This window comes from Egicoccus halophilus, assembly GCF_004300825.1.
Classification (GTDB): domain Bacteria; phylum Actinomycetota; class Nitriliruptoria; order Nitriliruptorales; family Nitriliruptoraceae; genus Egicoccus; species Egicoccus halophilus.
The window spans coordinates 3448894-3470670 of the sequence record NZ_CP036250.1; the positions used below are offsets into that span (position 1 = coordinate 3448894).

Sequence of the window (21777 nt, forward strand, 5' to 3'; positions counted from 1 at the left end):
GGCTAGCCAGCCGCCACGCGCCTCCCGCGCTTCAACGCTCGACCGGGACGGCGGGCGCGGGAGCGGGCCGCCAGCCCGGACCGTGCCAGACGCGCCCGAGGCGGGTCCGCCAGGAGGTGTCGGCGCGCGCCTCCCGCCAGATCGCCGCGTACTCGTGGGTGGCGATGCGCAGCGGGTTGTAGGTCTCGATGTTGGTGGTCAGCCCGTAGCGGACGGGTTCGACCTCCGGCTCGAAGGTGCCGAACCACCGGTCCCAGACGATCGGCATGCCGCCGTAGTTCTTGTCGAGGTACTGCGGGTTGGACCCGTGGTGCACCCGGTGGTGGCTCGGCGTGTTCCAGACGTACTCGACCCAACGTGGCAGCGTGCCGATCGCCTCGGTGTGGATCCAGAACTGGTAGAGCAGGTTGATGGCGCCGCTCATGACCAGGATCGCCGGGTTGACGCCGAGCAGCACCAGTGGCACGTAGAACACCCAGCTCGTCAGCGGCGTCCAGCTCTGGCGCAATGCGGTCGAGAGGTTGTAGCGCTGGCTCGAGTGGTGGACCACGTGAGCCGCCCACAGGAACCGGTTCTCGTGGCTGGCCCGGTGGAAGGCGTAGTAGCCGAGGTCCTTGCCGACCAGTGCGACCGCCCATGCGAGCCATCCCGAGCCGAGGTCGAGCGGCGTCAGGTTCCACACCAGCAGGTACCCGCCGAGGCCGAGCAGCGAGGTCACCAGGACCGGCACCACCAGGCTGCCGAGCCCCATCGTCAGGCTCGACAGCGTGTCGCGCAGCTCGTAGCCGGCCACGAGCCGCCCCTGCTCGGCGCGCTCCTCGAGGTCCTCGAGCTGCTGCTCGCGGTGCAGGACGTACATCTCGAGCACCATCAGCGCGACGAACACCGGGATGGCCGGCGTGATCAGGTCGAGCGCGACCACGTCCGCCAACGACCCACGCACCAGCTCACCCATCCACCCGCTCCCTGCCGTGCCGCATCCCGCCGTCCAGTGAAGAGCCGTTCGACGGTTCCCGCCACCCCGACATCGCTGCCGATGAGGTGGTCGGCCGGCGTGGCAGCAACCGTAGGGAGAGGGGTGCCTAGGTGCCGACGCCTCCGGCAGTGCTCAGGTCGCGGTTCGCGACGGCGCGGAAGCGCACCCTCTGGCCGGGGCGCAGCTGCCCGGCCACATCGAGGTCGCCGTCGAGCACGACGCCGATGACCGGATAGCCCCCGGTGACCGGGTGGTCGGCGAGGAACAGCGTCGGCCGTCCCGACGGGGGGACCTGCACCGCGCCGGCCATCAGCCCCTCGGTCGGCAGTTCGTCGTCGTGCGCACGTTCCAGCGGCGGTCCGTCCAGGCGCAGCCCGACCCGGTTGCTGTCCGGCGTGACCGTCCACGCGGTCGCCGTCAACGCCGAACGGGCGTCGGCGGGAAACCAGTCGGCGCGCGGCCCGAGCCGCAGCCGCAACGTCACCTCCCCGCCGTGCGGGTCCCGGCGCGGTGCCACGTCGACCGGCGGGACCGCCCCGTCCGCCGCACCGACCGGCAGCCGGTCCCCTGCGGCGAGCACGGCCGGTCCCAGCCCGGACAGCACGTCGGTGGCGCGCGAGCCCAGCACCGCCGGCACGTCGAGCCCGCCGCGGACGCCCAGGTAGCTCCGCAGGCCGGTCGGGGGCGTGCCGAGCGCCAACGTGGCGCCGGCCGGCAGCCGCACCGCGGCCCGATGGTCGACCGGCGCGCCGTCGACGGTCGCGGGGGCCCGCGCCCCGGTGACCGCGACCACGAGGCTGCCGGCCGCCCGGACCTGCAGGCCGCCGAGCGTCACCTCCAGGCCGGCGGCCCCCTCGGGGTTGCCGACCAGGCGGTTCGCGAGCCGCAGGGCCGCCCGGTCGGCCGCCCCGCCGCCCGGGACACCCCAGCCGCCGTGGCCGGGCCGGCCGAGGTCCTGCACCGTCGCCAACGGTCCACTCGCCAGGACCTCGAGGCCGCCGCTCACGACGCCACCACGAAACGGACCCGCATGCCGGGGGTCAGCAGCGCCGGCGGGGCCCGGTCGGGGTCCCACATCGACGTCTCGGTGCGGCCGATCAGCTGCCACCCACCCGGCGAGACGCGCGGGTAGACGCCGCTGAAGGCGTCCGCCAGGCCGACCGCCCCGGCCGGTACGCGCGTGCGGGGATCGTCGCGTCGCGGGACCCGCAACCGGTCGTCCTCGCCGACCAGGTAGGCGAAGCCGGGCGCGAACCCGGCGAAGGCGACCGTCCACGTCTGGCCGGTGTGGGCCGCGACCACCCCGTCGACGTCCAGGCCGGTGCGCCGGGCGACCTCGTCGAGGTCCTCGCCGTCGTAGGTGACGGGCACCTCGACCTGCCCGCCGTCGCGGTCGACGTCCGGCACGGGCCGGACGGCCCGCACCGCGGCGGCGACCGCGGCGACGCTCGCGACCGCCGGGTCGAGGCGGACCAGCAGGGTCCGGGCGGCCGGGACGAGGTCGACCACCCCGGCGGGCGGGTCGGCGGCGAGGGCGGCGTGCAGTCCCAGCACGGCGTCGAGGTCGGCGAGCTCGACCAGCACCCCCCGGTCGCCGTACGGCAGCAGCCTCATGCGACGAACGGCTCGATCGCGACGCCGGCGTCGCGCAGCGCCGCGTGGACACGGGCGGCCAGCTCGACGGCGCCGGGGGTGTCGCCGTGCACGCACAACGAGGCGACCTCCAGCTCGACACGGCCGCCGTCGACGGTGGTCACCTCGCCGTCCACGACCATCGCGACGGCACGCCGGGCGACCTCGTCGGGGTCCTCGACCACCGCGCCGGCCGCGCCACGCGGCACGAGTCGGCCGTCGGACGTGTAGGCCCGGTCGGCGAAGCCCTCGGCGACCGGACGCAGCCCGGCCTGTTCGGCATGGCGCAGCAGCGCCGAACCGGGCAGGCCGAGCACGGGCAGGTCGCGGTCGTAGGCGGCGACGGCGCGGACGACCGCCTGCGCCTGCTCCTCGTGGTCGACGACCGCGTGGTAGAGCGCCCCGTGCGGCTTGACGTAGCGGACCCGGTCGCCGGCGACCCGGGCGAATGCCTCCAGCGCGCCGAGCTGGTAGAGCACCGCGTCGGTCAGCTCGTCGGGACGCATGTCGAGGAAGCGACGGCCGAAGCCGACCAGGTCCGGATAGCCGACCTGGGCGCCGATCACCACCCCGGCCGAGACCGCGTCGGCGCACGTCCGACGCAGCGTGCTCGGGTCCCCGGCGTGGAAGCCGCACGCGACGTTGGCGCTGGTCACCGAGGCCAGCACCGCGGCGTCGTCGCCCAGCACCCAGGCCCCGAAGGACTCGCCGAGGTCGCTGTTGAGGTCGACGCGCGGTGCGGCCACCGGGGACTCAGTCGACCGACAGCAGCAGCGCGTCGCCCTGGCCACCGCCGCCGCACAGGGCGGCCGCACCGGTGCCGCCACCGCGCTGGCGCAGCGCGGTGATCAGCGAGACGACGATGCGGGCACCGGACGCGCCGATCGGATGGCCGAGCGCGATCCCGCCCCCGTTGACGTTGACCGTGTCCTCGTGGAGGCCGAGGTCGCGGGTCGAGGCGATCGCGACGCTGGCGAAGGCCTCGTTGATCTCGTAGCGGTCGAAGGCGGCCGGGTCGACGTCGATGCGGCGGGCGGCGTCGCGGATCGCCGCCGAGGGCTGGTGGTGCAGGGAGGTGTCGGGCCCGGCGACGGTGCCCCACGAACGGATGGTGGCGAGCACCGGCAGCCCGAGCGCATCGGCCCTGGCGCGGCTGGCAAGCACCAGGGCGGCGGCGCCGTCGGAGATCTGCGAGGCGTTGCCGGCGGTGATGGTGCCGTCCTTGGTGAACGCGGCCCGCAGCCCGGCGAGCGACTCGGCGGTGGTGCCCTCACGGATGCCCTCGTCCTGGGCCACGGTGACCGGGTCGCCCTTGCGCTGGGGCACCTCGACGGACACGACCTCGTCGTCGAACAGCCCGTCCTTCCAGGCCCGGGCGGCACGCTCGTGCGAGCGGGCCGACCACGCGTCCTGCTGCTCACGCGAGATGCCGAGATTCTTGTCGGTCTGGTGGTTGTCGGTCGCCAGGCCCATCGCGCAGCCGTCGAACGCGCAGGTCAACCCGTCGTGCATCATCACGTCGGTCAGCGTCGCGTCGCCCATCCGCAGCCCGAAGCGGGCCTTGTCGAGCACGTAGGGCGCCTGCGACATCGACTCCATGCCGCCGGCGACGACGAGGTCGAAGTCGCCGACGCGGATCAGGTCGCGGGCGCGGGCGATCGCGGTCATGCCCGACAGGCAGACCTTGTTGATCGTCTCCGCGGCGATGTTCATGCCGACGCCGCCCTCGACGGCGGCCTGCCGCGAGGTGATCTGGCCCTGTCCGGCCTGCAGCACGTGGCCCATCACGACGTAGCCGACCTGGTCGGCGTCCACGGCGCCGGCGGCGAGCGCGCCGGCGACGGCCCGGCCGCCCAGCTGCATGGCCGACAGCGACGACAGCCCGCCACCGAATTTGCCCACCGGGGTCCGTGCGTACCCGACGACGACGACCTCGTTCACAGCGGCCTCCCTGATGCGCGTGGTCGCCCGGCCGCCGACCGCGGCACGGGCCCGACCCGCATGGTAGGCCCGTCCGGCAGGCCGCGGAAACCGCCCGCGGTGCGCGGTGCGGCGATGCTCAGACGGTGGCGCGCGCCCGCGGCTCGCCGAACGCGAGCAACGACTCGAACGAGGGTGCCGTCCCGGCACGCAGCTGGGCGTGCACCCGACGCATGACCTCGGCGACCGGGCACGGCGCGGCGGCCGGCGGGGTCGACAGGGCGGTGGCGGTGGTCGTCGTCATGACGGCAAAGGTGCCGCGCGCACCGACGCCCGGCGAGCACGACACGGGGCAACGGTGCGAACCTCCGGGCGTCGCGCCGATTCGGTTGGCGTCGTGCCGCCGCGAGCGGGCACGATGCTCCTCCGGGCGTCGACGTCCGGGTTCTCGAGCCGTGCAGGAGCCCCCATGCAGGTCACCCGAGTCGACCAGATCGCGATCGCCGTCCCCGACCTCGACGAGGCGCTCGCCTTCTACGAGCGCGCCTTCGGCCTGGTCCCCGAGTACCGCGAGCGCGTCGACTCCGACGGGGTCGAGGAGGCGATGCTCGACGTCGGCGGGGTCTGGTTGCAGCTGCTCCAACCCACCCGCGACGACTCGCCGATCGCGAAGTACCTCGCGAAGAACGGGCCGGGTCTGCACCACCTCGGGTTCGGGGTCGCGTCGGTCGGTGACGCGCTCGACCATCTGCGCGACCAGGACGTCCGGCTGATCGACGAGGAGCCGCGTCCGGGCGGCGGCGGGCACACGGTCGCCTTCGTGCATCCCAAGGGCACCGGCGGGGTGCTGGTCGAACTGGTCGAGGACGACGCGCACTGACCCGCGTACCGCCCGGCACCGCCCGACGACCCGGCGCGCCGCCGGTAGCCTCGGCAGCGTTGCCGCCCCGCTCCCCTGACGATCCCGACGAGGTGCCCGATGGGCTTCTCCGACCGCCTGCGCGCCTGGTTCAAGGGCGAGTCCAAGCGTTCGGCCCCGAGTCCGAGCACGGACAAGGCCAGCCGCGCGACGCTGCGCGAACTGGAGGGCTTCGTCGAGAGCCGGGCCGGGGTCGAGGCGTACCTGGAGCCCAAGACGGCCATCTACTCGACCACCCTGCTGCTCATCGCCGACGACGGCGAGTACCTGCGCCGGCCGGTACGTGACCGCGGACAGGCGACCGAGTTCTGTGGGCGCGTCAACATCCCGCTCTACGACGCGGCCAAGGTCGGCTACCCGCGCCGGATGAAGGACTACGACCGCGGCGTGCGCCCGCAGCGGGTCAACCTCGACGACCTGCCTCCGTGGCCGGGTGACGACGTCGGCGACAACGGTCCGCCACCCCCACCCCCACCGCCGGCGGCACCGCGCGACTGACGCGACGGTGGTCGCGTCCTCTAGCGTGCGGGCCGCCCCGTCGCCCGGAGACGCCCGCATGAGCCTGCCCGACACGATGCGCGCCGCGCGCCTGCACCGCCCCCGGTCCCCCGAGGGCCCCGAGGACGTCCGCATCGACGAGGTGCCGGTCCCCGCACCCGCCGACGGCGAGGTGCTGGTGCAGGTACGCGCCTGTGGGATCTGCGCCAGCGACCTGCACGTCGTGGCCGGTGTCACCCCGCACGGTCCGCGACTGCCGCAGATCCTCGGCCACGAGCCGGCCGGAGTGATCGCCGCGGTCGGGGACGGGGTTGGCGACTGGCAGGTCGGCGACCGCGTGGCCTGGGTGATGTCCCGCCCCTGTGGTCGCTGCGAGTACTGCCGGGCCGGTCGCGAGAACCTGTGCGTGACCACCCGGGTCGCCGGCGTCGACGTCGACGGGGTGCAGGCCGAGTACGCCGTGGCCGACGCCCGCTTCCTCGTCCCGCTGCCGGCCGACCTGCCCTTCGACCAGGCCGCCATCGTGACCGACGCCGTCGCGACGCCGTACCACGCGCTCAAGCGCGGCGGTGTCGGCCCGGAGATGACCGTCGCCGTGATCGGGCTGGGTGGGCTCGGGATGCACGCGGTGCTGCTCGCCAAGCTGGCCGGCGCGACCGTGGTCGGCGTCGACGTCGCCGAGGCCAACCTCGAACGGGCGCTCGCGTGGGGCGCGGACGAGGTGGTCGACGCCCGCCAGGACGGCGTGGCACGACGCATCCGGGAGCTGACCGAGGGCGGGGTGGACCGCAGCTTCGAGTTCGTCGGCCACCGGGACACGGTCGACCAGGCCGTCAAGGCGCTGCGGCCCGGCGGTCGCGCGACGATCGTCGGACTGGGTCCCGAGGCGATCCGGACCGTGCCGGTCGCGCTGTTCGTGGCGCAGGAGACCGAGCTCGTCGGCTCGTTCGGCTACACCCAGCAGGACCTCGGGGAGCTGTACGACCTGGTCGAGGACGGCCGGCTCGACCTGTCCCGCTCGGTCACCGACCGGCTGCCGATCGAGGCCTTCCCCGACGCACTGCGCCGCCTCGAGACCCGGGAGGGCAACCCGGTCCGGATAGTGGTCACCTACCCGGCGTGACGCGCGCGACGTCCGGGGGCCGAACGGGGGCGACGTCGGGTGGCGTCGCGCTGCCCACCCCCCATGCTGGGGGTTCGCGAGAGGCGGAGAGGCATGCGAACCGACCTGTTCGAGGGCGTCTCGGACGCGACCCGGGCCGAGCTGCTCGACCGGGCGGCCGAACACGGTCACCTGCGACGCTCGGAACTGCTCGCGATCCAGGACCCCGACGTGCATGCCGCCGGGGCCGTCGACGACCTCGTCGAGGAGCTGCTCGACCTCGGGATCGCCATCGTCGAGGACGTCGAGGGCGAGCAGCCCACGCCGGACGGCGACGTCGGGAGGGACCCGCGCCCGGACGCCGAGGTCGACGCCGCAGCCTCGCACGCGGGCGGGCCGCACGATCTGTCCGGCGTCACGCTGCGTGACCCGCTGGGTGCCTACCTCGAACGTGCCGGCCGCCACGAGCTGCTCGATCCGGTCGACGAGGCCGACCTGGCCAAGCGCTTCCAGGCCGGGGAGGCCGCCCGCGGGCTGCTGGCCGGCACCGACGACCCGGGTCGTCGGCGGCGGCTGCGTCGGGTGGTGGCCGAGGGCGAACGCGCCTTCGACCGCCTGGTCGAGTCGAACCTGCGCCTGGTGGTTCCCACCGCCAAGAAGTACGCCGGCGCCGACCTCCCGTTGCTCGAGGCCATCCAGGAGGGCAATCTCGGCCTGATCCGGGCGGTGCAGAAGTTCGACCCCACCAAGGGCTACAAGTTCTCCACCTACGCGGTGTGGTGGATCCGTCAGGCGATCCAGCGGGGCCTGGCCAGTCGCGGTCGCACCATCCGCGCGCCCTCGCGGGTGTGGGAGCAGGCCGGCCGGGTGCGCAAGGCCGAGCAGACGCTGCGGGACCGGCTGCTGCGCGAGCCGGAGGACGAGGAGGTCGCCGCCGAGCTCGACCTGCCCGTCGAACGGGTCCGCGACGTCCGCACCGCGCTGCGGCCGGTCACCTCGCTGGACCTGCCGGTCGGCGAGGACGGCGACACGACGCTGGGCAGCCTGCTGGCGGACCCCGGCGCGGTCGACCCGCAGGTCGACACGGAGGTCGCCGACCTCCGGGCCCGGCTGGTCGAGGCGTTGGCGACGCTGCCCGAACGCGAACGCTGCATCCTGGAGCTGCGCTACGGCCTGCGCGACGGCGAGCCGCGGCAGCTGCGCGAGATCGGCGAACTGGTCCACCTCTCGCGCGAGCGGGTCCGCCAGCTCGAGCAGTCGGCCCTGGCACGGCTGCGCGAGGGCGACACGACGACGTTGCGCGACCTCGGCGAGACGCTGCAGGCGGCAGCCTGAGTCAGACGGTCGCCTCGGCACGCGCCGTGGCGCCGAGGTCGAGCCGGATGCGCCACCGCGAGGTGCCGTCGCTGGCGGTCAGCACCGGCGTGCGGTCGGCGTCGAGTTCCCAGGCCTCGAGCTGGGCACCCGCGGGGACCTCGGCGAGCGCGTAGGCCGCCGCGTCGTCGGAGGGGTTGGACGTGACCTCCTCGTCGTGCCAACCGACCGTGCGCAGCACCGTCCCGTCCGGACCCCACTCGAGCCAGGCCACCGTGTCACCGTCGGGTGCCCACACCGGTGTCGGCACCACGTCGACGACCTCGGTGAGCTCCTCGGTGACCTGCAGCCGCCACGGGAACCAGTACAGGTCCGTGGTCTCGTCCCCGTCGACGACGACGTAGCGCAACTCGTAGCGGGGCCGTTCGGCGTCCTGCGCCCGGGTCACCGCCAGCACCGTCTGCCGCGCACGCGTCCCGGGTCGGACGGCCGCGTGCACCAGGGGTTCGGGTGACTCGGCGACGACGCGCTCCTCGCCGTCGGGCGAGCGCAGCACCAGCCGGTCGTCGTCGATGCGGACCTCGGTCGCCACCTCGGCCCGCTGCGCGGTCGCGGTGGACACCGCCACCTGCGCACACCCCGTCGCCACGAGCGTGGCCCCGGCCAGCAGCACGCCTGCCAGCCACCTGCGTCGCCCCACGTACGTGTCACTTCTCCCGGACGTCCCGGGCGTACCAGTTCCTCACCGTGGCGAGCCCGCCACACACAGAGCGTGACGCACGAGCCGCCCGCATGGTTGCACGCGACCGCGCTGCGCACGCGACGGCGCCCGGAGCGATCGCTGCCGGGCGCCGTCGTCGTCTGCGGAGGGTCAGCCCTCGGTGATCTCGATGGTGCTGATCACCACGTCCTCGACCGGCTTGTCCCGGGCGTCGGTCTGCGTGGTCGCGATGGCGTCGACCACGTCGAGACCGTCGACCGCCTTGCCGAACACCGTGTACGACGGCGGCAGGCCGACGTCCTGGTGGCAGACGAAGAACTGCGAGCCGTTGGTGTCGGGACCGGCGTTCGCCATCGCGAGCGTGCCCATCCGGTAGCCGTGCTTGCGGGCCGAGTCGAGCTCGTCGGCGAACTTGTAGCCCGGTCCGCCGGTGCCGGTCCCGGTCGGGTCCCCACCCTGGATGACGAAGCCCTCGATGACGCGGTGGAAGATCACGCCGTCGTAGAAGCCCTCGCGGGCGAGGAAGACGAAGTTGTTGACGGTCGCCGGGGCGTCCTCGGCGTACAGCTTGGCGGTGATGTCACCCCGGCTGGTCCTGATGGTCGCCGTGTACGACGTCGACGGGTCGATCGTCATCTCGGGCGGGGAGCTCCACTGCTTGGCCACGGGGCCTCCTGTGAGTACGGACTGCGCGGTCGGTCGTGCGTGCGCACGGGCACGCGGGGCACCGAGCCTACTGGCCGGTCCGCGCCGTGCCGACGGCATCAGCCCCGCTCGACGGTGAACGACGTGATCCGGACCTCCTGGACCGGCCGGTCGCCGGGCTCGGTGGGCTGGCCGGCGATCCGGTCGACGACGTCCATGCCCTCGGTCACGGTGCCGACCACGATGTAGCTGGCATCGGGCAGGACGATCGGGTCGCCCTGGACCACGAAGAACTGCGAGCCGGTCGAGTCGGGGGCGTCGGTACGTGCCATCGCGACGGTGCCGCGCGGGTACTCGACCCCGCCGGTCGGGGCCTCGGGGAAGTCGTCCGCCGCCGAGGTCTCGTCCTCGATCGTGTAGCCGGGGTAGGTCGGCGCGTCCGGGTCGAAGCCGGTCGGGGTGCAGTCCTCCTGCCCGCAGCCGGTGCCGGCCGGGTCACCGGCCTGGATCACGAAGCCGTCGATCACGCGGTGGAACAGGACACCGTCGTAGTAGCCGTCCTCGGCCAGTCCGACCAGGTTCGCGACCGCGTTCGGGGCGCGGTCGACGTCGAGGTCGAGCACGACGTCGCCACAGGTCGTCGCCATCGTGGCGGCGAGGTCGACGTCCGCGTCGAGGTCGGCCAGCGGCGGCTCGTCGTAGATGGTCGCGTCGACCTCGGGGGCGTCGTCGGCCGGTGGGCAGGGCTCCACGGCCGGGGCCGCCGTCTCCGGCTCCTCGCCGACGGGCGTCTCGACGTCGTCGACCTGGGGGGTCGGCTCGTCACCGCCGAGCACCAGTCCGACGCCGACCAGGGAGACCACCAGCAGGGCCACGACGACGACCACGGTGATGCGCGTGCGCCGCTCGCGGCGTGCCAGGGCGTCGGCGCGCCGCTTGGCCCGGGCCTTGTCCAACTGCTTGGAGTGTTGCCGCTTGCTCACCACATGCCTCGCCAACGGGAGGCGGGGAGGCTACCGGCGTCACCGGGCCTCGGGGGCCGCGGCGCCCCACGACACGGGAGGTCGCCGCTCAGGCGTACCCGCGATTGGACGCCAGCCGCCAGCAGTGCAGGTGCCAGTGGCGGCGGTCGACGACCAGCCCCTCCGGCCAGGCGACCACGTGCCCCTCACCGCGCCGGATCGTGTTCCCGCAGTCCGGACAGACGTAGTCCTTCGTGGCGCGGAACGCCGGCACGCGCTGGACCTCGTACCCCGCCAGCACCGGCAGGAACGGGTCGGGACGGGGGGGAAGACCCATCTCCAACCTCCGGGGCGGGCGCGCGGACGACGGCCGGGCCGCCGCCCGACGCTCGCTCTGCCTGCGTGGACGCGTGCGGAGACCGGGGTACCGGCGATCAGTCGTAGACGTAGAAGCCGCGTCCGACCTTGCGGCCGAGGAATCCGGCGTCGACCATGTGCCGCAGCAGTGGCGCGGGGTCGTAGGACGGCTGGCGGTACTCGGCACGCAACCGTTCGATGATCGCCAGCGTGACGTCGAGTCCGACGACGTCCATGAGCTCGAACGGCCCCATCGGGTAGGCCGCACCGAGCTTCATGGCGGTGTCGATCTCCTCCGCGGTCGCGTAGTGCGACTCGAGCATCTTCACCGCGTCGTTGAGGTACGGGAACAACAGGGTGTTGACGATGAAGCCGGCCCGGTCACCGCACAGCACACCGACCTTGCCGATGCGGTCGACGAACGCGCGCGCCTGCTCCACGACGGTCGCCTCGGTGCGGACGGTGGTGACGATCTCGACCAGCTTCATGATCGCGGCCGGGTTGAAGAAGTGCAGGCCGACGACGCGGTCGGGACGGTCGGTCGACATCGCGCAGTCGATCACCGGCAGCGACGAGGTGGTCGTCGACAACACGGTGTCGGGCTTGAGCACCTGCGCCAACTCGGCGAACAGCTCCTTCTTGACCGCGAGGTCCTCCGCCACCGCCTCGATGACGAGGTCGGCGTCGGCGAGGTCGATGAGCTCGGAGGTGGGGCGGATGCGCTGCAGGGCCGTGACCATGTCCTCCTCGGACAGGCGCTGCTTGTCGACCATCTTCTGCATGGACTTGGCCACCGCGGCGGCCACCGCCTCGGCCTTCTCCCGGCTGCGTCCCCGCACGACCACGTCGAAGCCGGCCTTGGCACAGACCTCGACGATGCCGGCCGCCATCGTGCCGGTCCCCACGACACCGACGGTCTGCCACCCCTCGATGGCCGCGGGGACGGCGGCGTCACGGACGTCGGCGTCGGGAACGACCCGCGAGCTGCCGGCCTCCTCGTAGCTGTAGAAGCCCCGACCGGCCTTGCGGCCGGTGAAGCCGGCGGCGGCGAGCTGCGCGAGGATCGGCCGCGGCGCGAAACGGGTGTCGTCGAACTGCGAGTGGATCGCCTCCATGATGCCGACGAACGTGTCGACCCCCACCAGGTCGGTCAGCGCGATCGGCCCCATCGGCAGACCGGCGCCGAAGCGCATCGCGGCGTCGACGTCCTCCTTGGTGGCGTAGCCGCCCTCGACCATCCACACGGCCTGGTTGAGGTAGGGGAACAGCAGTGAGTTGGCGATGAAGCCGCGGCGGTCGCCGACGACGACCGGCGACTTGCCGATGGTCTCGGCGAATTGGCTGGCGACCTCCACCACGGCCTCGTCGGTGACCACCGTGCGCACCAGCTCGATCAGCTTCATGACCGGCGCCGGGTTGAAGAAGTGGAAGCCCAGCACCCGGTTGGGACGGCGGGTGTGCACGGCGATGTCCATCACCGGCAGCGACGAGGTGTTGGTGGCGATGATCGCGTCGGGACGGGCGACGGCATCGATGCGGGAGAAGGTCTCCTGCTTGATCGTCAGGACCTCCGGGACCGCCTCGATCACGAGGTCGCAGTTGCCCAGCGAGTCCCACTCGGTGTCGCCGTGGATGCGCGCGAGGGTCTCGTCGCGGGCCGACTCCTCGAGCCGGCCGCGTCCGACCTGACGGTCCAGCGAGGCGCGGATGCGTTCGAACCCGCGGTCGACCGCGGCACCGTCGATGTCGAGGAAGGCGACCTCGAAACCGTTGCGGGCCACGATCTCGGCGATGCCCGAACCCATGGTCCCGCAGCCGACGATCCCGACCTTGTTGATCTTCTCGACGATCTGGTCCGCCATGGCAACGCCTTCCTCGACAACACCGCTCCAGCGCGCCCGAGCCTAGGGAGTGCCGCAGCGCATTTCCGAACCGGACCGGGCTCGTCGGCCGGGATCACGCGTCCGCGGCACCCGAGCCCTCGGCGATCGCCCGCAGTGCGCCGAGGTGCCGGCCGTAGGCGTCCCGGCCGTCACGGGTCAGCGACAACCAGGTGCGTGGCCGCTTGCCGACATAGCCCTTGCGCAGCTTCACGTACCCGGCCTCCTCGAGGCGGGCGGCCTGCTTCGACAACACCGAGTCGGACACCTCGACAGCATCGCGGACGGCGGCGAACTCGGCCTCGTCCACATCCGCGAGAGCGGCCACGATGCTGAAGCGGACCGGGGCATGGATCACATCGTCGAGCTCGTGGCGGGCGTGGCGGCCGGCGGCCGCACTCATCGTCGCCCCGTCGCGATCGCGACGGCCGAGACCAGGGCCGGGACGGCGATGACGGCGGCGGCGCCGAGGGCCATCGCCCAGGTGTTCGGCTCCGTCTGGGCGCGCAGGTTCAGCCACGGCAGCGCCACCGTGAGGCCGAGGACGAAGGAGAGGCCGACGCCGACGCGCGAGAGCAGACGAACGCGTCGCGGCACCGTCGTGGCGGCACGCTCCATCCACACGATGGCGCCGAGGACCAGCACGAGCAGGGCCACGTTGCGCACGATGTCGCCGCGCGGGCCCACCACGTTCTGTGTCGCGAGCGTCGACGCGATCACCACGCCGATGACGGCGGTGCCGGTGGCGTGGATGCGACGGTCGCGCCGGTTGCGCAACGTTCCGCGGCTACTGACGTCGAGGCGCTCACGCGCCTCGTCGGGGGTGGGGTGGGGTCGGGACGCGTTCATGGGCAACTCCTGCCGTCGTCGGTGACGCCAGTAGAGCAACTACTTTCCGCTTTGGCAAGAGGTTTCCGTGCCGCTCAATCCGACGAGCGGTGCACCCGTCGGCCGGCGAGCCAGGTACCGGCCACCTCGACGTCACCGAGCTCGCGCGCCGGGACACGCAGGACGTCCTGCGAGGTGAGGGCGAGGTCGGCCCGTCGCCCGACCGCGATGGTGCCTGCCTGCGCTTCGTCGCCGGCCTGATGGGCCGTGCCGAGGGTGTAGGCGCGAAGCGCGGCGTCGAGGTCGATCCGCTGGTCGGGCAGGAACGCCGGCACGTCGGGACGGCCGGGCGCCCGGCGGGTCACGGCGACGGCGATGCCGTCGAGCGGCTCGTGCGACGACACGGGCCAGTCGCTGCCGAAGGAGACCGCCGCACCGTCGCGGATCAGCGACCCGATCGGGTACTGCCACCGGCTGCGCTCGGCGCCGAGACGTGGGACGGTCAGTTCCCGCATGATCTCGTTGTCCTGTGCCCACAGGGGCTCGAAGTTGGCGACGGCACCGAGGGCGCGGAAGCGCGGAAGATCGTCGGGATGGACCAGGTGGGTGTGGGCGATCACCGGTCGCCGGTCGCGTGGGCCGTTGCGGCGCGCCACCTGCTCGATCGCGTCGAGGGCCAGGCGGATGCCGGCGTCACCGATGGCATGCAGGTGGAGCTGGAACCCGGCGGCGTCCATGGCGGTGGCCGCGTCGGCGAGCTCGGCCAGGTCCCAGTTGGCGATGCCGTGGTCGTGTCCGGCCCCACAGCCCTGCCCACCGCCGTGGCCTGCCGTCCCGGGCAGCGGCAGGTAGGGGTCGAGCAGCGCCGCGGTCCCGCCCTCGATGACCCCGTCGACGAAGAACTTCACCGTCGTCGCCGTCAGGCGCCCGCCCGGCACGCCGTCGCGACGCCGGCGGGCCTGGTCGCGTCCGGCCTCGCGGCGCAGGTCGGCGAACACCGCCACCTGGGCCGACCAACCGTCCGCCTCGACCTTGCAGGCCAGGTCGAGGTCGGCGGTCAGCCGGCCGGCGCCGGCGACCTGGCGGAAGGCCGCGTACATCGCCGGCACGCACCAGGCGTCCTGGCCGAACACCAGGCCCGCCGAGGCCATGCGCTGCAGGCCGACCTCCAGACCGCGGGCCTCCTTGTCCACGCCGCGGAGCGGGACGTGGGCGTCGAGCAGGTGCTCGGCCGCCTCGAGCAGGGTCCCGACCGGGTGACCGTCGCGGTCACGCACGATCGTGCCGCGCGGCGGATCGGGGGTCGCGGCCGTGATGCCGGCGACCTCCAGGGCCCGGCGGTTGACCCACACCATGTGGTGGTCCGAGGACCACAACGCCGCGGGCCGGTCCCCCACCACCGCGTCGAGCACCTCGACCCGTCCGACGCCGCCCGGCAGGATCTCGGGCGGATAGCCCCAGCCGAGCACCCACGGTGTCGCCTCGCGGTCGGGGTGGGCGGCCACGAAGGCGGCGAGCCGACGCACCACCTCGTCGACGTCGACGCTGTCGACCAGGTCGCAGTCGAGCGTCTCGGCGCCACCGTTGAGCGGATGCAGGTGGCCGTCGCGGAACCCTGGCAGCAGGGTCGCGTCGTGCAGCTCGACGACCTCCGTGCGCGAGCCACGCCGCTGCCTCGCCTCGTTCCCGAGCGCCACGATCCGCCCGCCGGCGACCGCGACCGCGTCGGTGGTGATCCCCGTCCCGGTCCACACCGCCGCGCGCGTCGGATCGGGGACGACGAACAGCGTCTCCGCCACCGGACTGCCCATGCTGTCACCTCCTCGATGGCGCGGACGCTACTGCGCGCCCCTAGTCTCGCCACGCATCGACGTGGGAGCGATCGTGATGGCGGCCCGAGGACCGAAGGTGCTGGGCGTGGTCCTGGCCGGCGGGGAGGGCAAGCGGCTGTACCCGCTGACCCGTGACCGCGCCAAGCCGGCCGTGCCCTTCGGCGGCAACTACCGACTGGTCGACTTCGCCCTCTCGAACCTCGTCAACTCCGGCTATCGCCGGATCGTCGTGCTCACGCAGTACAAGAGCCACTCGCTGGACACCCACCTGGCCAAGACGTGGCGGATGTCGCCGCTGCTGGGCAACTACGTCACGCCGGTGCCGGCGCAGATGCGCACCGGCAAGAGCTGGTTCCAGGGCTCGGCGGACGCCATCTACCAGAACCTCAACATCATCCGCGACGAGGCGCCCGACTACATCTGCGTGTTCGGGGCCGACAACCTCTACCGCATGGACGCCGCCGAGATGGTGCAGCGCCACATCGACTCGGGCGCGGAGGCCACGGTCGCCGCCCTGCGCGTGCCGGTCGAGCAGGCGCATGCGTTCGGCGTCATCGAACCGGGGGAGGACGGCCGCATCGTCGCCTTCCACGAGAAGCCGACGAACGCCAAGGGCCTGCCCGACGACCCGCACAGCGTGTTCGCCTCGATGGGCAACTACGTGTTCACGACCGCGGCACTCATCGACGCCCTGCACGTCGATGCGGCCGACGAGGGCTCCACGCACGACATGGGTGGTGACATCATCACCACCATGGTCGAACGCGGACAGGCCGCCGTCCACGACTTCGTCCACGACAACGACGTCCCGGGCTCGACCCAGCGCGACCGGGGCTACTGGCGTGACGTCGGGACGATCGACGCCTACCACTCGGCACACATGGACCTCATCAGCGTCCACCCGATCTTCAACCTCTACAACCTCGACTGGCCGATCTTCACCTGGCACGACCCGCTGCCGCCGGCCAAGTTCGTGTTCGACGACGAGGACCGTCGCGGCGCGGCGACCGACTCGATGGTGTGCTCGGGGGTGGTCGTCTCCGGCGGAACGGTGCGGGCCTCGGTGCTCTCCCCCGGCGTCCGCGTGCACACCGGCGCGCTGGTCGAGCGCTCGGTCGTGCTGCACGGGGTCGACGTCGGCCGCGGCGCCGTGGTGCGCAACGCCATCCTCGACAAGAACGTCGTGGTGCCGCCGGGCTCCCGCATCGGGGTGGACCCACAGGCCGACCGCGAACGCTTCCACGTCTCCGACGGCGGGATCGTCGTGATCGGCAAGGGTGACGTCATCCCGCCGCCCGAGGAGTCGCCGTGAGCCCCGCCCCCCGTGTCGGTCTGCTGACCAAGGAGTACCCGCCGGAGATCTACGGCGGGGCGGGCGTGCACGTGGCCGAGCTGGCACGGGCGCTCGACGGCCTGGTCGACCTCGAGGTGCACGCGTTCGGCGCACCGCGCGAGGACCCGCTGGTCGCCGGCACCTACCGGGAGTGGGACGCGCTGGCCGGCGACGCGCCCGAGCTCGCCGCGCTGCGCACCGTGTCGGCCGACCTCGCGATGACCGCCGGCGTCGCCGGGGTCGAGGTGGTCCACAGCCACACGTGGTACGCCAATCTCGCCGGGCATTTGGCCAAGCTCGTGTACGGGATCCCGCACGTGGCGACGACTCACTCGCTCGAACCGCTGCGGCCGTGGAAGCGCGAGCAGCTCGGCGGCGGGTACGCGCTGTCGAGCTTCTGCGAACGGACCGCGCTGGAGGGCGCCGACGCGGTGATCGCCGTCTCGCACGGGATGCGCGACGACGTGGTGGCCTGCTACCCCGACGTCGATCCGGACCGGGTCGTGGTGATCCACAACGGCGTCGACCCGCAGCGCTGGCGGCGGGTGACGGGCACCGGGACGCTGCTCGCGCAGGGCATCGACCCGGACCGGCCGTACGCGGTGTTCGTGGGCCGCATCACCCGGCAGAAGGGCGTCACCCACCTGCTCGACGTCGCCGAGCGGCTCCCGGCCGGTAGCCAGATGGTGTTGTGCGCCGGCGCACCGGACACGCCCCAGATCGCCGAGGAGTTCCGCACCCGGGTCGCGGCATTGGCCGACGCACCGGTCGACGTGGTGTGGATCGAGCAGATGCTGCCACGTGACGAGCTGCTCGAGGTGCTCAGCGGCGCGGCGGTGTTCGTGTGCCCCTCGATCTACGAGCCGTTCGGGATCGTCAACCTCGAGGCGATGGCGTGTGGACTGCCGGTGGTCGCCTCCGCGGTGGGTGGGATCCCGGAGATCGTGGTGCGCGACGAGACCGGCTGGCTGGTGGACTTCGCGCCGGGCGACGACGCGATCGGCTCGCCGACCGACCCGTCCGCGTTCGCCGACGCGCTGGCGGCGCCGGTCGCGCGCTGCCTGGCCGACCCGGAGCTCGCCACGCGGATGGGTGCGGCCGGTCGCCGCCGGGTGGAGGAGCACTTCAGCTGGACCGCGATCGCCGGGCAGACCGCGGAGCTCTACCGGTCGCTGGCCCCGGGGTCCTGAACGACGTCGAGGCCGGCGTCGGCCAGCAGGCCGCGGACCTCGTCGTCACGGAGCAGTTCGCGCAGCACGGCGTCGGTGCCGACCGGTCGGGTGCCGGCGCGCTCGAGCGCGGCGGCCAGGGCGCGTGTCGCGTCCTCGTCGTAGGGGACGAGCTCGGGCGCGGCGTCGACGGGGCCGGGCAGCGACGCGCGGACGACGTCGCGCAGGAGCGCGAGGTCGCCGCCGACGGCGGCGAGCGCGGCGGCGGCGCCGGTGTCGAGCAGGCCGAGCAACAGATGCTTCGACGTCACCCGGTCGTGGTGGTGGGCGAGTGCGGACTCGTGCGCCGCCAGAACCGCGTTGCGGGCCTCCAGCGTGTACTGCTCGAAGCCCAGGGTCGTGTCCCGGGGTGGGTCGATGTTCGCGTGGGCGAACCGCTGCTGGGCGGCCTGCCGGCTCACGCCGAGTCGGTCGCCGATGTCCCGCCACGACGCGCCGTGGTCCCGTGCGCGCAGCACGACGTGGTCGAGCAGGCGGTCGGCGAGTGCCTGCAGGTGCTGGGCGGCCAGCGCCGCGCTCGTCACCTGCGCGAGCGGGTCCGACGACGCCCGCTCGATCCCGTCGAGCAGCGCCTCGAGCGAGACCGGACCGCCCCAGGGCGACGGGCCGGGGTGGTCGTCGACGTCGTGAGGTGGCGGCATGCGTCGACGCTACGTCGCCCCGCGACGGTCGTCAACCAACGATTGACGCCGCGGCGTGAGTCGGCGTGACCGCACGTCCTCCCTGCAGCGCACCTGCACTGCTCAGACCTGGAGGGTCGCGAGCTTCTCGGCGAGGTCCGTGGGCGGGCGGATGGGGCGACCGGACGCGTCGGTGGCGGACGAGCGGACCTCGGCCTCGGCGATCAACTCGCCGGCCTCGTCGACCAGGCGCTGGTACCACCACGACGAGGCCCGCCGCAGCTCCTTCACGCCTGTCTCGACCGTGAGCGTCTGCCCGGCACGTGCCGGACGACGGAATCTCAGCCGGAGCTCCACGACCACCAGGTGGACGCCGCGCTCGGCGAGCACCGAGGGTCCGAACCCGAGTCCGTCGAGCAGCTCGATGCGGGCCGTCTCGAAGTAATTGGCGTAGACGCCGTGGTTGACGTGCCCGTTCGGGTCGAGCTCGTGGAAGCGGACCTTGATCGTCGTGGTCGCACTCACGCCGACGCCCCCGGGGTACCCGCGCCCGACGCCGCCGACGTACCCGCGCCCGACGCCGCCGACGTACCCGCGCCCGACGCCGTCGGAGCAGCCGCCGCGTCCACCGGCTCGAGGCGCACGACCACCGACTTCGAGGTGGGCGTGTTGCTCGTCCGGGCGGTCGAGTCGAGCGGCACCAGCACGTTGGTCTCCGGGAAGTAGGCCGCGGCACAGCCCCGCGCGGTCGGGAACGCGACCGTACGGAACGCCTCGGCGCGCCGTTCGCTGCCGTCGGTCCACTCGCTGACGAGGTCGACCACTGCGCCGTCGGTGAGTCCCAACGACGCGAGGTCGTCGGGGTGGACGAACACGACCCGCCGCCCCTGCTTGATCCCGCGGTAGCGGTCGTCGAGGCCGTAGATGGTCGTGTTGTACTGGTCGTGGCTGCGGATGGTCTGCAGCAGCAACCGGCCCGGGGGGACCCGCAGCACCTCGAGCTCGTTGACCGAGAACTGGGCCCGCCCGGTCGCCGTGTCGAGTTCGTCGGCGGCGTCACGGGCGGCATTGGGCAGCAGGAAGCTGCCGACGGTGCGCAACCGACGGTTGAAGTCCTCGAAGCCGGGCACGACCTCGGCGATGGCGTCGCGGACGAGGTCGTAGTCGTCGGCGAAGCCGCGCCAGTCGATCGCCGGCCCGTCCTCGCCGAGGGTCGCCTGCGCGATGCCCGCGAGGATCGCCACCTCGGACCGCAGGTGCTCGGAAGCCGGCGGCAGGGCACCGCTGGAGGGGTGCACGAGGCTCATGGAGTCCTCGACGGTGACCATCTGCGGCCCGGACGCCTGCAGGTCGAGCTCCGGTCGCGCGAGCGTCGGCAGGATCAGCGCCTCGCGACCACAGACCCCGTGCGAGCGGTTGAGCTTGGTCGAGACCTGCACGGTCAGCGCGGCGCCGGCCATCGCCGCCTCGGTCGCGGCCGTGTCCGGCGAGGCGCCGACGAAGTTGCCGCCCACCGCCAGGAACACCTTCGCCCGTCCGTCGCGCAGCGCCCGGATGGCGTCGACGACGTCGACCCCGTGACGGCGCGGCGGTTCGAAGTCGAACGTGTCGCGCAGCGCGTCGAGGAAGGCGTCCGACGGCTTCTCGTAGATCCCCATCGTGCGGTCGCCCTGCACGTTGGAGTGTCCGCGGACGGGGCACACGCCGGTGCCCGGACGGCCGACGTTGCCGCGCAGCAGCAGGAAGTTGACGATCTCGCGGATGGTGGCCACGGCGTTGCGGTGCTGGGTCAGCCCCATGGCCCAGCAGACCACGATGCGCTTGGCCCGCAGGACCTCGGCGAGCGTGTCGGCGATCTCGTCGCGGGTCAGGCCCGTGGCGGCGTCGACGTCGGCGAAGTCGAGCCGGCGGGCGTGCGCCGCGAACGCCTCGAACCCGGACGTGCGGTCGGCGAGGAACTCGTGGTCGAGGACCGTCCCGGGGGCGGCGTCCTCGGCGGCGAGCAGGCCGGCGTTGAGCGCCTGGAACAGGGCGAGGTCGCCGTTGAGGCGCACCTGCAGGTAGCGGTCGCTGAGCTCGGTGCCGTGCCCCGCCAGACCACGGGCGGTCTGCGGGTTGTCGAAGCGCAGCAGACCGGCCTCGGGCAACGGGTTGACGGTGACGATGCGGGCACCGTTGCGCTTGGCCTCCTCGAGCGTCGAGAGCATCCGCGGGTGGTTGGTCCCCGGGTTCTGACCCATCACGAAGATCAGGTCGGTGTCGACCAGGTCGCCCAACTGCACCGTGCCCTTGCCGACGCCGAGCGTCTCGGTGAGCGCCGCACCCGAGGACTCGTGGCACAGGTTCGAGCAGTCGGGCAGGTTGTTGGTCCCGAAGGCGCGCACGAACAGCTGGTAGACGAACGCGGCCTCGTTGGAGGTACGGCCCGAGGTGTAGAACACCGCCTCGTCGGGGCTGTCGAGCGCCCGCAGGTGCGAGCCGATCAGCGCGTACGCCTCGTCCCAGCCGATCGGTTCGTAGTGGTCGGCTCCGGCCCGCTTGACCATCGGCTCGGTGAGCCGGCCCTGCTGGCCGAGCCAGTGCTCGGACTTCTCGCGCAGTTCGCTGACCGGGTGGCGGGCGAAGAAGTCGCGGTCGACGCGCCGCAGGGTGGCCTCGTGGGCGACCGCCTTGACCCCGTTCTCGCAGAACTCGGCGAGGTGGCGACGGTCGGGTTCGGGCCAGGCGCAACCGGGACAGTCGAAGCCGTCACGCTGGTTGAGCTTGGGCAGCGTGACCGCGGCCCGTCGCAGGCCCATCTGGTCGTTGGCGTGCCGCAGTGACCACGCCACGCCGGGCAGGCCGGCGGCGGCACGCTTGGGCGGGCCGACCTCCAGCCCTTCGTCGCCCTGGTCCTCGACGGGCGGACGCTTCGCCACACCTGCTCCTGTCTTGTCGCAGGGGCACAGTGTCCCGTGTCGGACGCCCGAATGCACAGGCAGCCCTCGCCGCGCACGGTCCCACACCGTC

The 21777-nt window shown here is 73.0% G+C and carries 23 protein-coding genes; 6 read left to right on the forward strand and 17 right to left on the reverse strand.

Features of this window, described 5'->3' with window-relative positions; translation table 11 throughout:
* Positions 1-31: 31 nt before the first annotated feature.
* From ELR47_RS15670 to ELR47_RS18505, 6 genes are all read right to left on the reverse strand, one after another.
* Positions 32-955: a sterol desaturase family protein gene (locus ELR47_RS15670; RefSeq protein ID WP_130650733.1), complete on the reverse strand. Its 924-nt coding sequence runs from the start codon at positions 953-955 to the stop codon at positions 32-34.
* A gap of 127 nt (positions 956-1082) precedes the next feature.
* A complete protein-coding gene (locus ELR47_RS15675; protein ID WP_130650734.1) occupies positions 1083-1982 on the reverse strand; it encodes a 5-oxoprolinase subunit C family protein in 900 nt (299 codons plus the stop codon).
* Positions 1979-2590 carry a 5-oxoprolinase subunit B family protein gene (locus ELR47_RS15680; protein WP_130650735.1) on the reverse strand — a complete coding sequence of 204 codons (612 nt, stop codon included), beginning with the start codon at positions 2588-2590 and terminating at the stop codon, positions 1979-1981. Before ELR47_RS15680 ends, ELR47_RS15675 begins: the two co-directional genes overlap by 4 nt.
* Entirely contained in the window at positions 2587-3354 is a 768-nt protein-coding gene (locus ELR47_RS15685) for a LamB/YcsF family protein (protein WP_130650736.1), read from the reverse strand. Before ELR47_RS15685 ends, ELR47_RS15680 begins: the two co-directional genes overlap by 4 nt.
* A 7-nt stretch (positions 3355-3361) precedes the next feature.
* Positions 3362-4549, reverse strand: a complete 1188-nt coding sequence (locus ELR47_RS15690; protein ID WP_130650737.1) for an acetyl-CoA C-acyltransferase — start codon at positions 4547-4549, stop codon at positions 3362-3364.
* A 118-nt stretch (positions 4550-4667) separates the two neighbouring features.
* Positions 4668-4832, reverse strand: coding sequence for a hypothetical protein (locus tag ELR47_RS18505; protein ID WP_165404130.1), 165 nt, complete (start codon positions 4830-4832; stop codon positions 4668-4670).
* Positions 4833-4997: 165 nt separating this feature from the next.
* Between ELR47_RS18505 and mce the strand changes: the two genes are divergently transcribed.
* The 4 genes from mce to ELR47_RS15710 all read left to right on the forward strand — a co-directional run bounded on the left by mce (position 4998) and on the right by ELR47_RS15710 (position 8382).
* Positions 4998-5408, forward strand: coding sequence for a methylmalonyl-CoA epimerase (mce, locus tag ELR47_RS15695; protein ID WP_130650738.1), 411 nt, complete (start codon positions 4998-5000; stop codon positions 5406-5408).
* A 99-nt stretch (positions 5409-5507) separates the two neighbouring features.
* Positions 5508-5945, forward strand: coding sequence for an oxidoreductase (locus ELR47_RS15700; protein ID WP_188584360.1), 438 nt, complete (start codon positions 5508-5510; stop codon positions 5943-5945).
* 58 nt (positions 5946-6003) lie between these two features.
* Entirely contained in the window at positions 6004-7068 is a 1065-nt protein-coding gene (locus tag ELR47_RS15705) for an alcohol dehydrogenase catalytic domain-containing protein (protein ID WP_130650739.1), read from the forward strand.
* 93 nt (positions 7069-7161) lie between these two features.
* The gene (locus tag ELR47_RS15710; protein WP_130650740.1) at positions 7162-8382 is read left to right on the forward strand and encodes a sigma-70 family RNA polymerase sigma factor; all 1221 of its coding nucleotides are present in this window, start codon (positions 7162-7164) and stop codon (positions 8380-8382) included.
* A 1-nt stretch (position 8383) separates the two neighbouring features.
* Here ELR47_RS15710 and ELR47_RS15715 read toward each other — a convergent pair whose 3' ends face one another.
* The 8 genes from ELR47_RS15715 to ELR47_RS15750 all read right to left on the reverse strand — a co-directional run bounded on the left by ELR47_RS15715 (position 8384) and on the right by ELR47_RS15750 (position 15565).
* Entirely contained in the window at positions 8384-9061 is a 678-nt protein-coding gene (locus ELR47_RS15715; protein WP_130650741.1) for a hypothetical protein, read from the reverse strand.
* Between the two features lie 171 nt (positions 9062-9232).
* Positions 9233-9748, reverse strand: a complete 516-nt coding sequence (locus tag ELR47_RS15720) for a peptidylprolyl isomerase (protein ID WP_276319908.1) — start codon at positions 9746-9748, stop codon at positions 9233-9235.
* 98 nt (positions 9749-9846) lie between these two features.
* Positions 9847-10710 carry a peptidylprolyl isomerase gene (locus ELR47_RS15725; protein ID WP_130650742.1) on the reverse strand — a complete coding sequence of 288 codons (864 nt, stop codon included), beginning with the start codon at positions 10708-10710 and terminating at the stop codon, positions 9847-9849.
* 88 nt (positions 10711-10798) lie between these two features.
* Entirely contained in the window at positions 10799-11026 is a 228-nt protein-coding gene (locus tag ELR47_RS15730) for a hypothetical protein (protein WP_130650743.1), read from the reverse strand.
* Between the two features lie 97 nt (positions 11027-11123).
* A complete protein-coding gene (locus ELR47_RS15735) occupies positions 11124-12908 on the reverse strand; it encodes a 3-hydroxyacyl-CoA dehydrogenase family protein (protein ID WP_188584359.1) in 1785 nt (594 codons plus the stop codon).
* A gap of 94 nt (positions 12909-13002) precedes the next feature.
* Positions 13003-13329 (reverse strand): winged helix-turn-helix domain-containing protein, encoded by a 327-nt coding sequence (locus ELR47_RS15740; RefSeq protein ID WP_130650744.1) that lies wholly within the window; start codon positions 13327-13329, stop codon positions 13003-13005.
* Entirely contained in the window at positions 13326-13775 is a 450-nt protein-coding gene (locus ELR47_RS15745) for a hypothetical protein (protein WP_130650745.1), read from the reverse strand. The genes ELR47_RS15740 and ELR47_RS15745 overlap by 4 nt, the downstream gene beginning before the upstream one ends.
* Before the next feature lie 74 nt (positions 13776-13849).
* Complete coding sequence (locus ELR47_RS15750; protein ID WP_130650746.1) at positions 13850-15565, reverse strand: amidohydrolase; 1716 nt, start codon at positions 15563-15565, stop codon at positions 13850-13852.
* Between the two features lie 76 nt (positions 15566-15641).
* Between ELR47_RS15750 and glgC the strand changes: the two genes are divergently transcribed.
* Both glgC and glgA read left to right on the forward strand, forming a co-directional pair.
* Entirely contained in the window at positions 15642-16898 is a 1257-nt protein-coding gene (gene glgC / locus ELR47_RS15755) for a glucose-1-phosphate adenylyltransferase (protein ID WP_130651441.1), read from the forward strand.
* Positions 16895-18109: a glycogen synthase gene (glgA, locus tag ELR47_RS15760; protein WP_130650747.1), complete on the forward strand. Its 1215-nt coding sequence runs from the start codon at positions 16895-16897 to the stop codon at positions 18107-18109. Before glgC ends, glgA begins: the two co-directional genes overlap by 4 nt.
* Here the strand turns inward: glgA and ELR47_RS15765 are convergent.
* The 3 genes from ELR47_RS15765 to ELR47_RS15775 all read right to left on the reverse strand — a co-directional run bounded on the left by ELR47_RS15765 (position 18082) and on the right by ELR47_RS15775 (position 21686).
* The gene (locus ELR47_RS15765; protein WP_130651442.1) at positions 18082-18789 is read right to left on the reverse strand and encodes a Clp protease N-terminal domain-containing protein; all 708 of its coding nucleotides are present in this window, start codon (positions 18787-18789) and stop codon (positions 18082-18084) included. The genes glgA and ELR47_RS15765 overlap by 28 nt on opposite strands.
* A gap of 102 nt (positions 18790-18891) precedes the next feature.
* Positions 18892-19293 (reverse strand): acyl-CoA thioesterase, encoded by a 402-nt coding sequence (locus ELR47_RS15770; protein WP_130650748.1) that lies wholly within the window; start codon positions 19291-19293, stop codon positions 18892-18894.
* The gene (locus tag ELR47_RS15775; RefSeq protein ID WP_130650749.1) at positions 19290-21686 is read right to left on the reverse strand and encodes an FdhF/YdeP family oxidoreductase; all 2397 of its coding nucleotides are present in this window, start codon (positions 21684-21686) and stop codon (positions 19290-19292) included. Before ELR47_RS15775 ends, ELR47_RS15770 begins: the two co-directional genes overlap by 4 nt.
* Positions 21687-21777 lie beyond the last annotated feature (91 nt).

What these genes read in the sequence shown, in the direction of transcription:
- ELR47_RS15670 (WP_130650733.1), bottom strand. Translation starts at nt 955, where the DNA reads ATGGGTGAGCTGGTGCGTGGGTCGTTGGCGGACGTGGTCGCGCTCGAC.
- ELR47_RS15680 (WP_130650735.1), bottom strand. Translation starts at nt 2,590, where the DNA reads ATGAGGCTGCTGCCGTACGGCGACCGGGGGGTGCTGGTCGAGCTCGCC.
- ELR47_RS18505 (WP_165404130.1), bottom strand. Translation starts at nt 4,832, where the DNA reads ATGACGACGACCACCGCCACCGCCCTGTCGACCCCGCCGGCCGCCGCG.
- mce (WP_130650738.1), top strand. Translation starts at nt 4,998, where the DNA reads ATGCAGGTCACCCGAGTCGACCAGATCGCGATCGCCGTCCCCGACCTC.
- ELR47_RS15700 (WP_188584360.1), top strand. Translation starts at nt 5,508, where the DNA reads ATGGGCTTCTCCGACCGCCTGCGCGCCTGGTTCAAGGGCGAGTCCAAG.
- ELR47_RS15705 (WP_130650739.1), top strand. Translation starts at nt 6,004, where the DNA reads ATGAGCCTGCCCGACACGATGCGCGCCGCGCGCCTGCACCGCCCCCGG.
- ELR47_RS15710 (WP_130650740.1), top strand. Translation starts at nt 7,162, where the DNA reads ATGCGAACCGACCTGTTCGAGGGCGTCTCGGACGCGACCCGGGCCGAG.
- ELR47_RS15730 (WP_130650743.1), bottom strand. Translation starts at nt 11,026, where the DNA reads ATGGGTCTTCCCCCCCGTCCCGACCCGTTCCTGCCGGTGCTGGCGGGG.
- ELR47_RS15735 (WP_188584359.1), bottom strand. Translation starts at nt 12,908, where the DNA reads ATGGCGGACCAGATCGTCGAGAAGATCAACAAGGTCGGGATCGTCGGC.
- ELR47_RS15740 (WP_130650744.1), bottom strand. Translation starts at nt 13,329, where the DNA reads ATGAGTGCGGCCGCCGGCCGCCACGCCCGCCACGAGCTCGACGATGTG.
- ELR47_RS15745 (WP_130650745.1), bottom strand. Translation starts at nt 13,775, where the DNA reads ATGAACGCGTCCCGACCCCACCCCACCCCCGACGAGGCGCGTGAGCGC.
- ELR47_RS15750 (WP_130650746.1), bottom strand. Translation starts at nt 15,565, where the DNA reads ATGGGCAGTCCGGTGGCGGAGACGCTGTTCGTCGTCCCCGATCCGACG.
- glgC (WP_130651441.1), top strand. Translation starts at nt 15,642, where the DNA reads ATGGCGGCCCGAGGACCGAAGGTGCTGGGCGTGGTCCTGGCCGGCGGG.
- ELR47_RS15765 (WP_130651442.1), bottom strand. Translation starts at nt 18,789, where the DNA reads ATGCCGCCACCTCACGACGTCGACGACCACCCCGGCCCGTCGCCCTGG.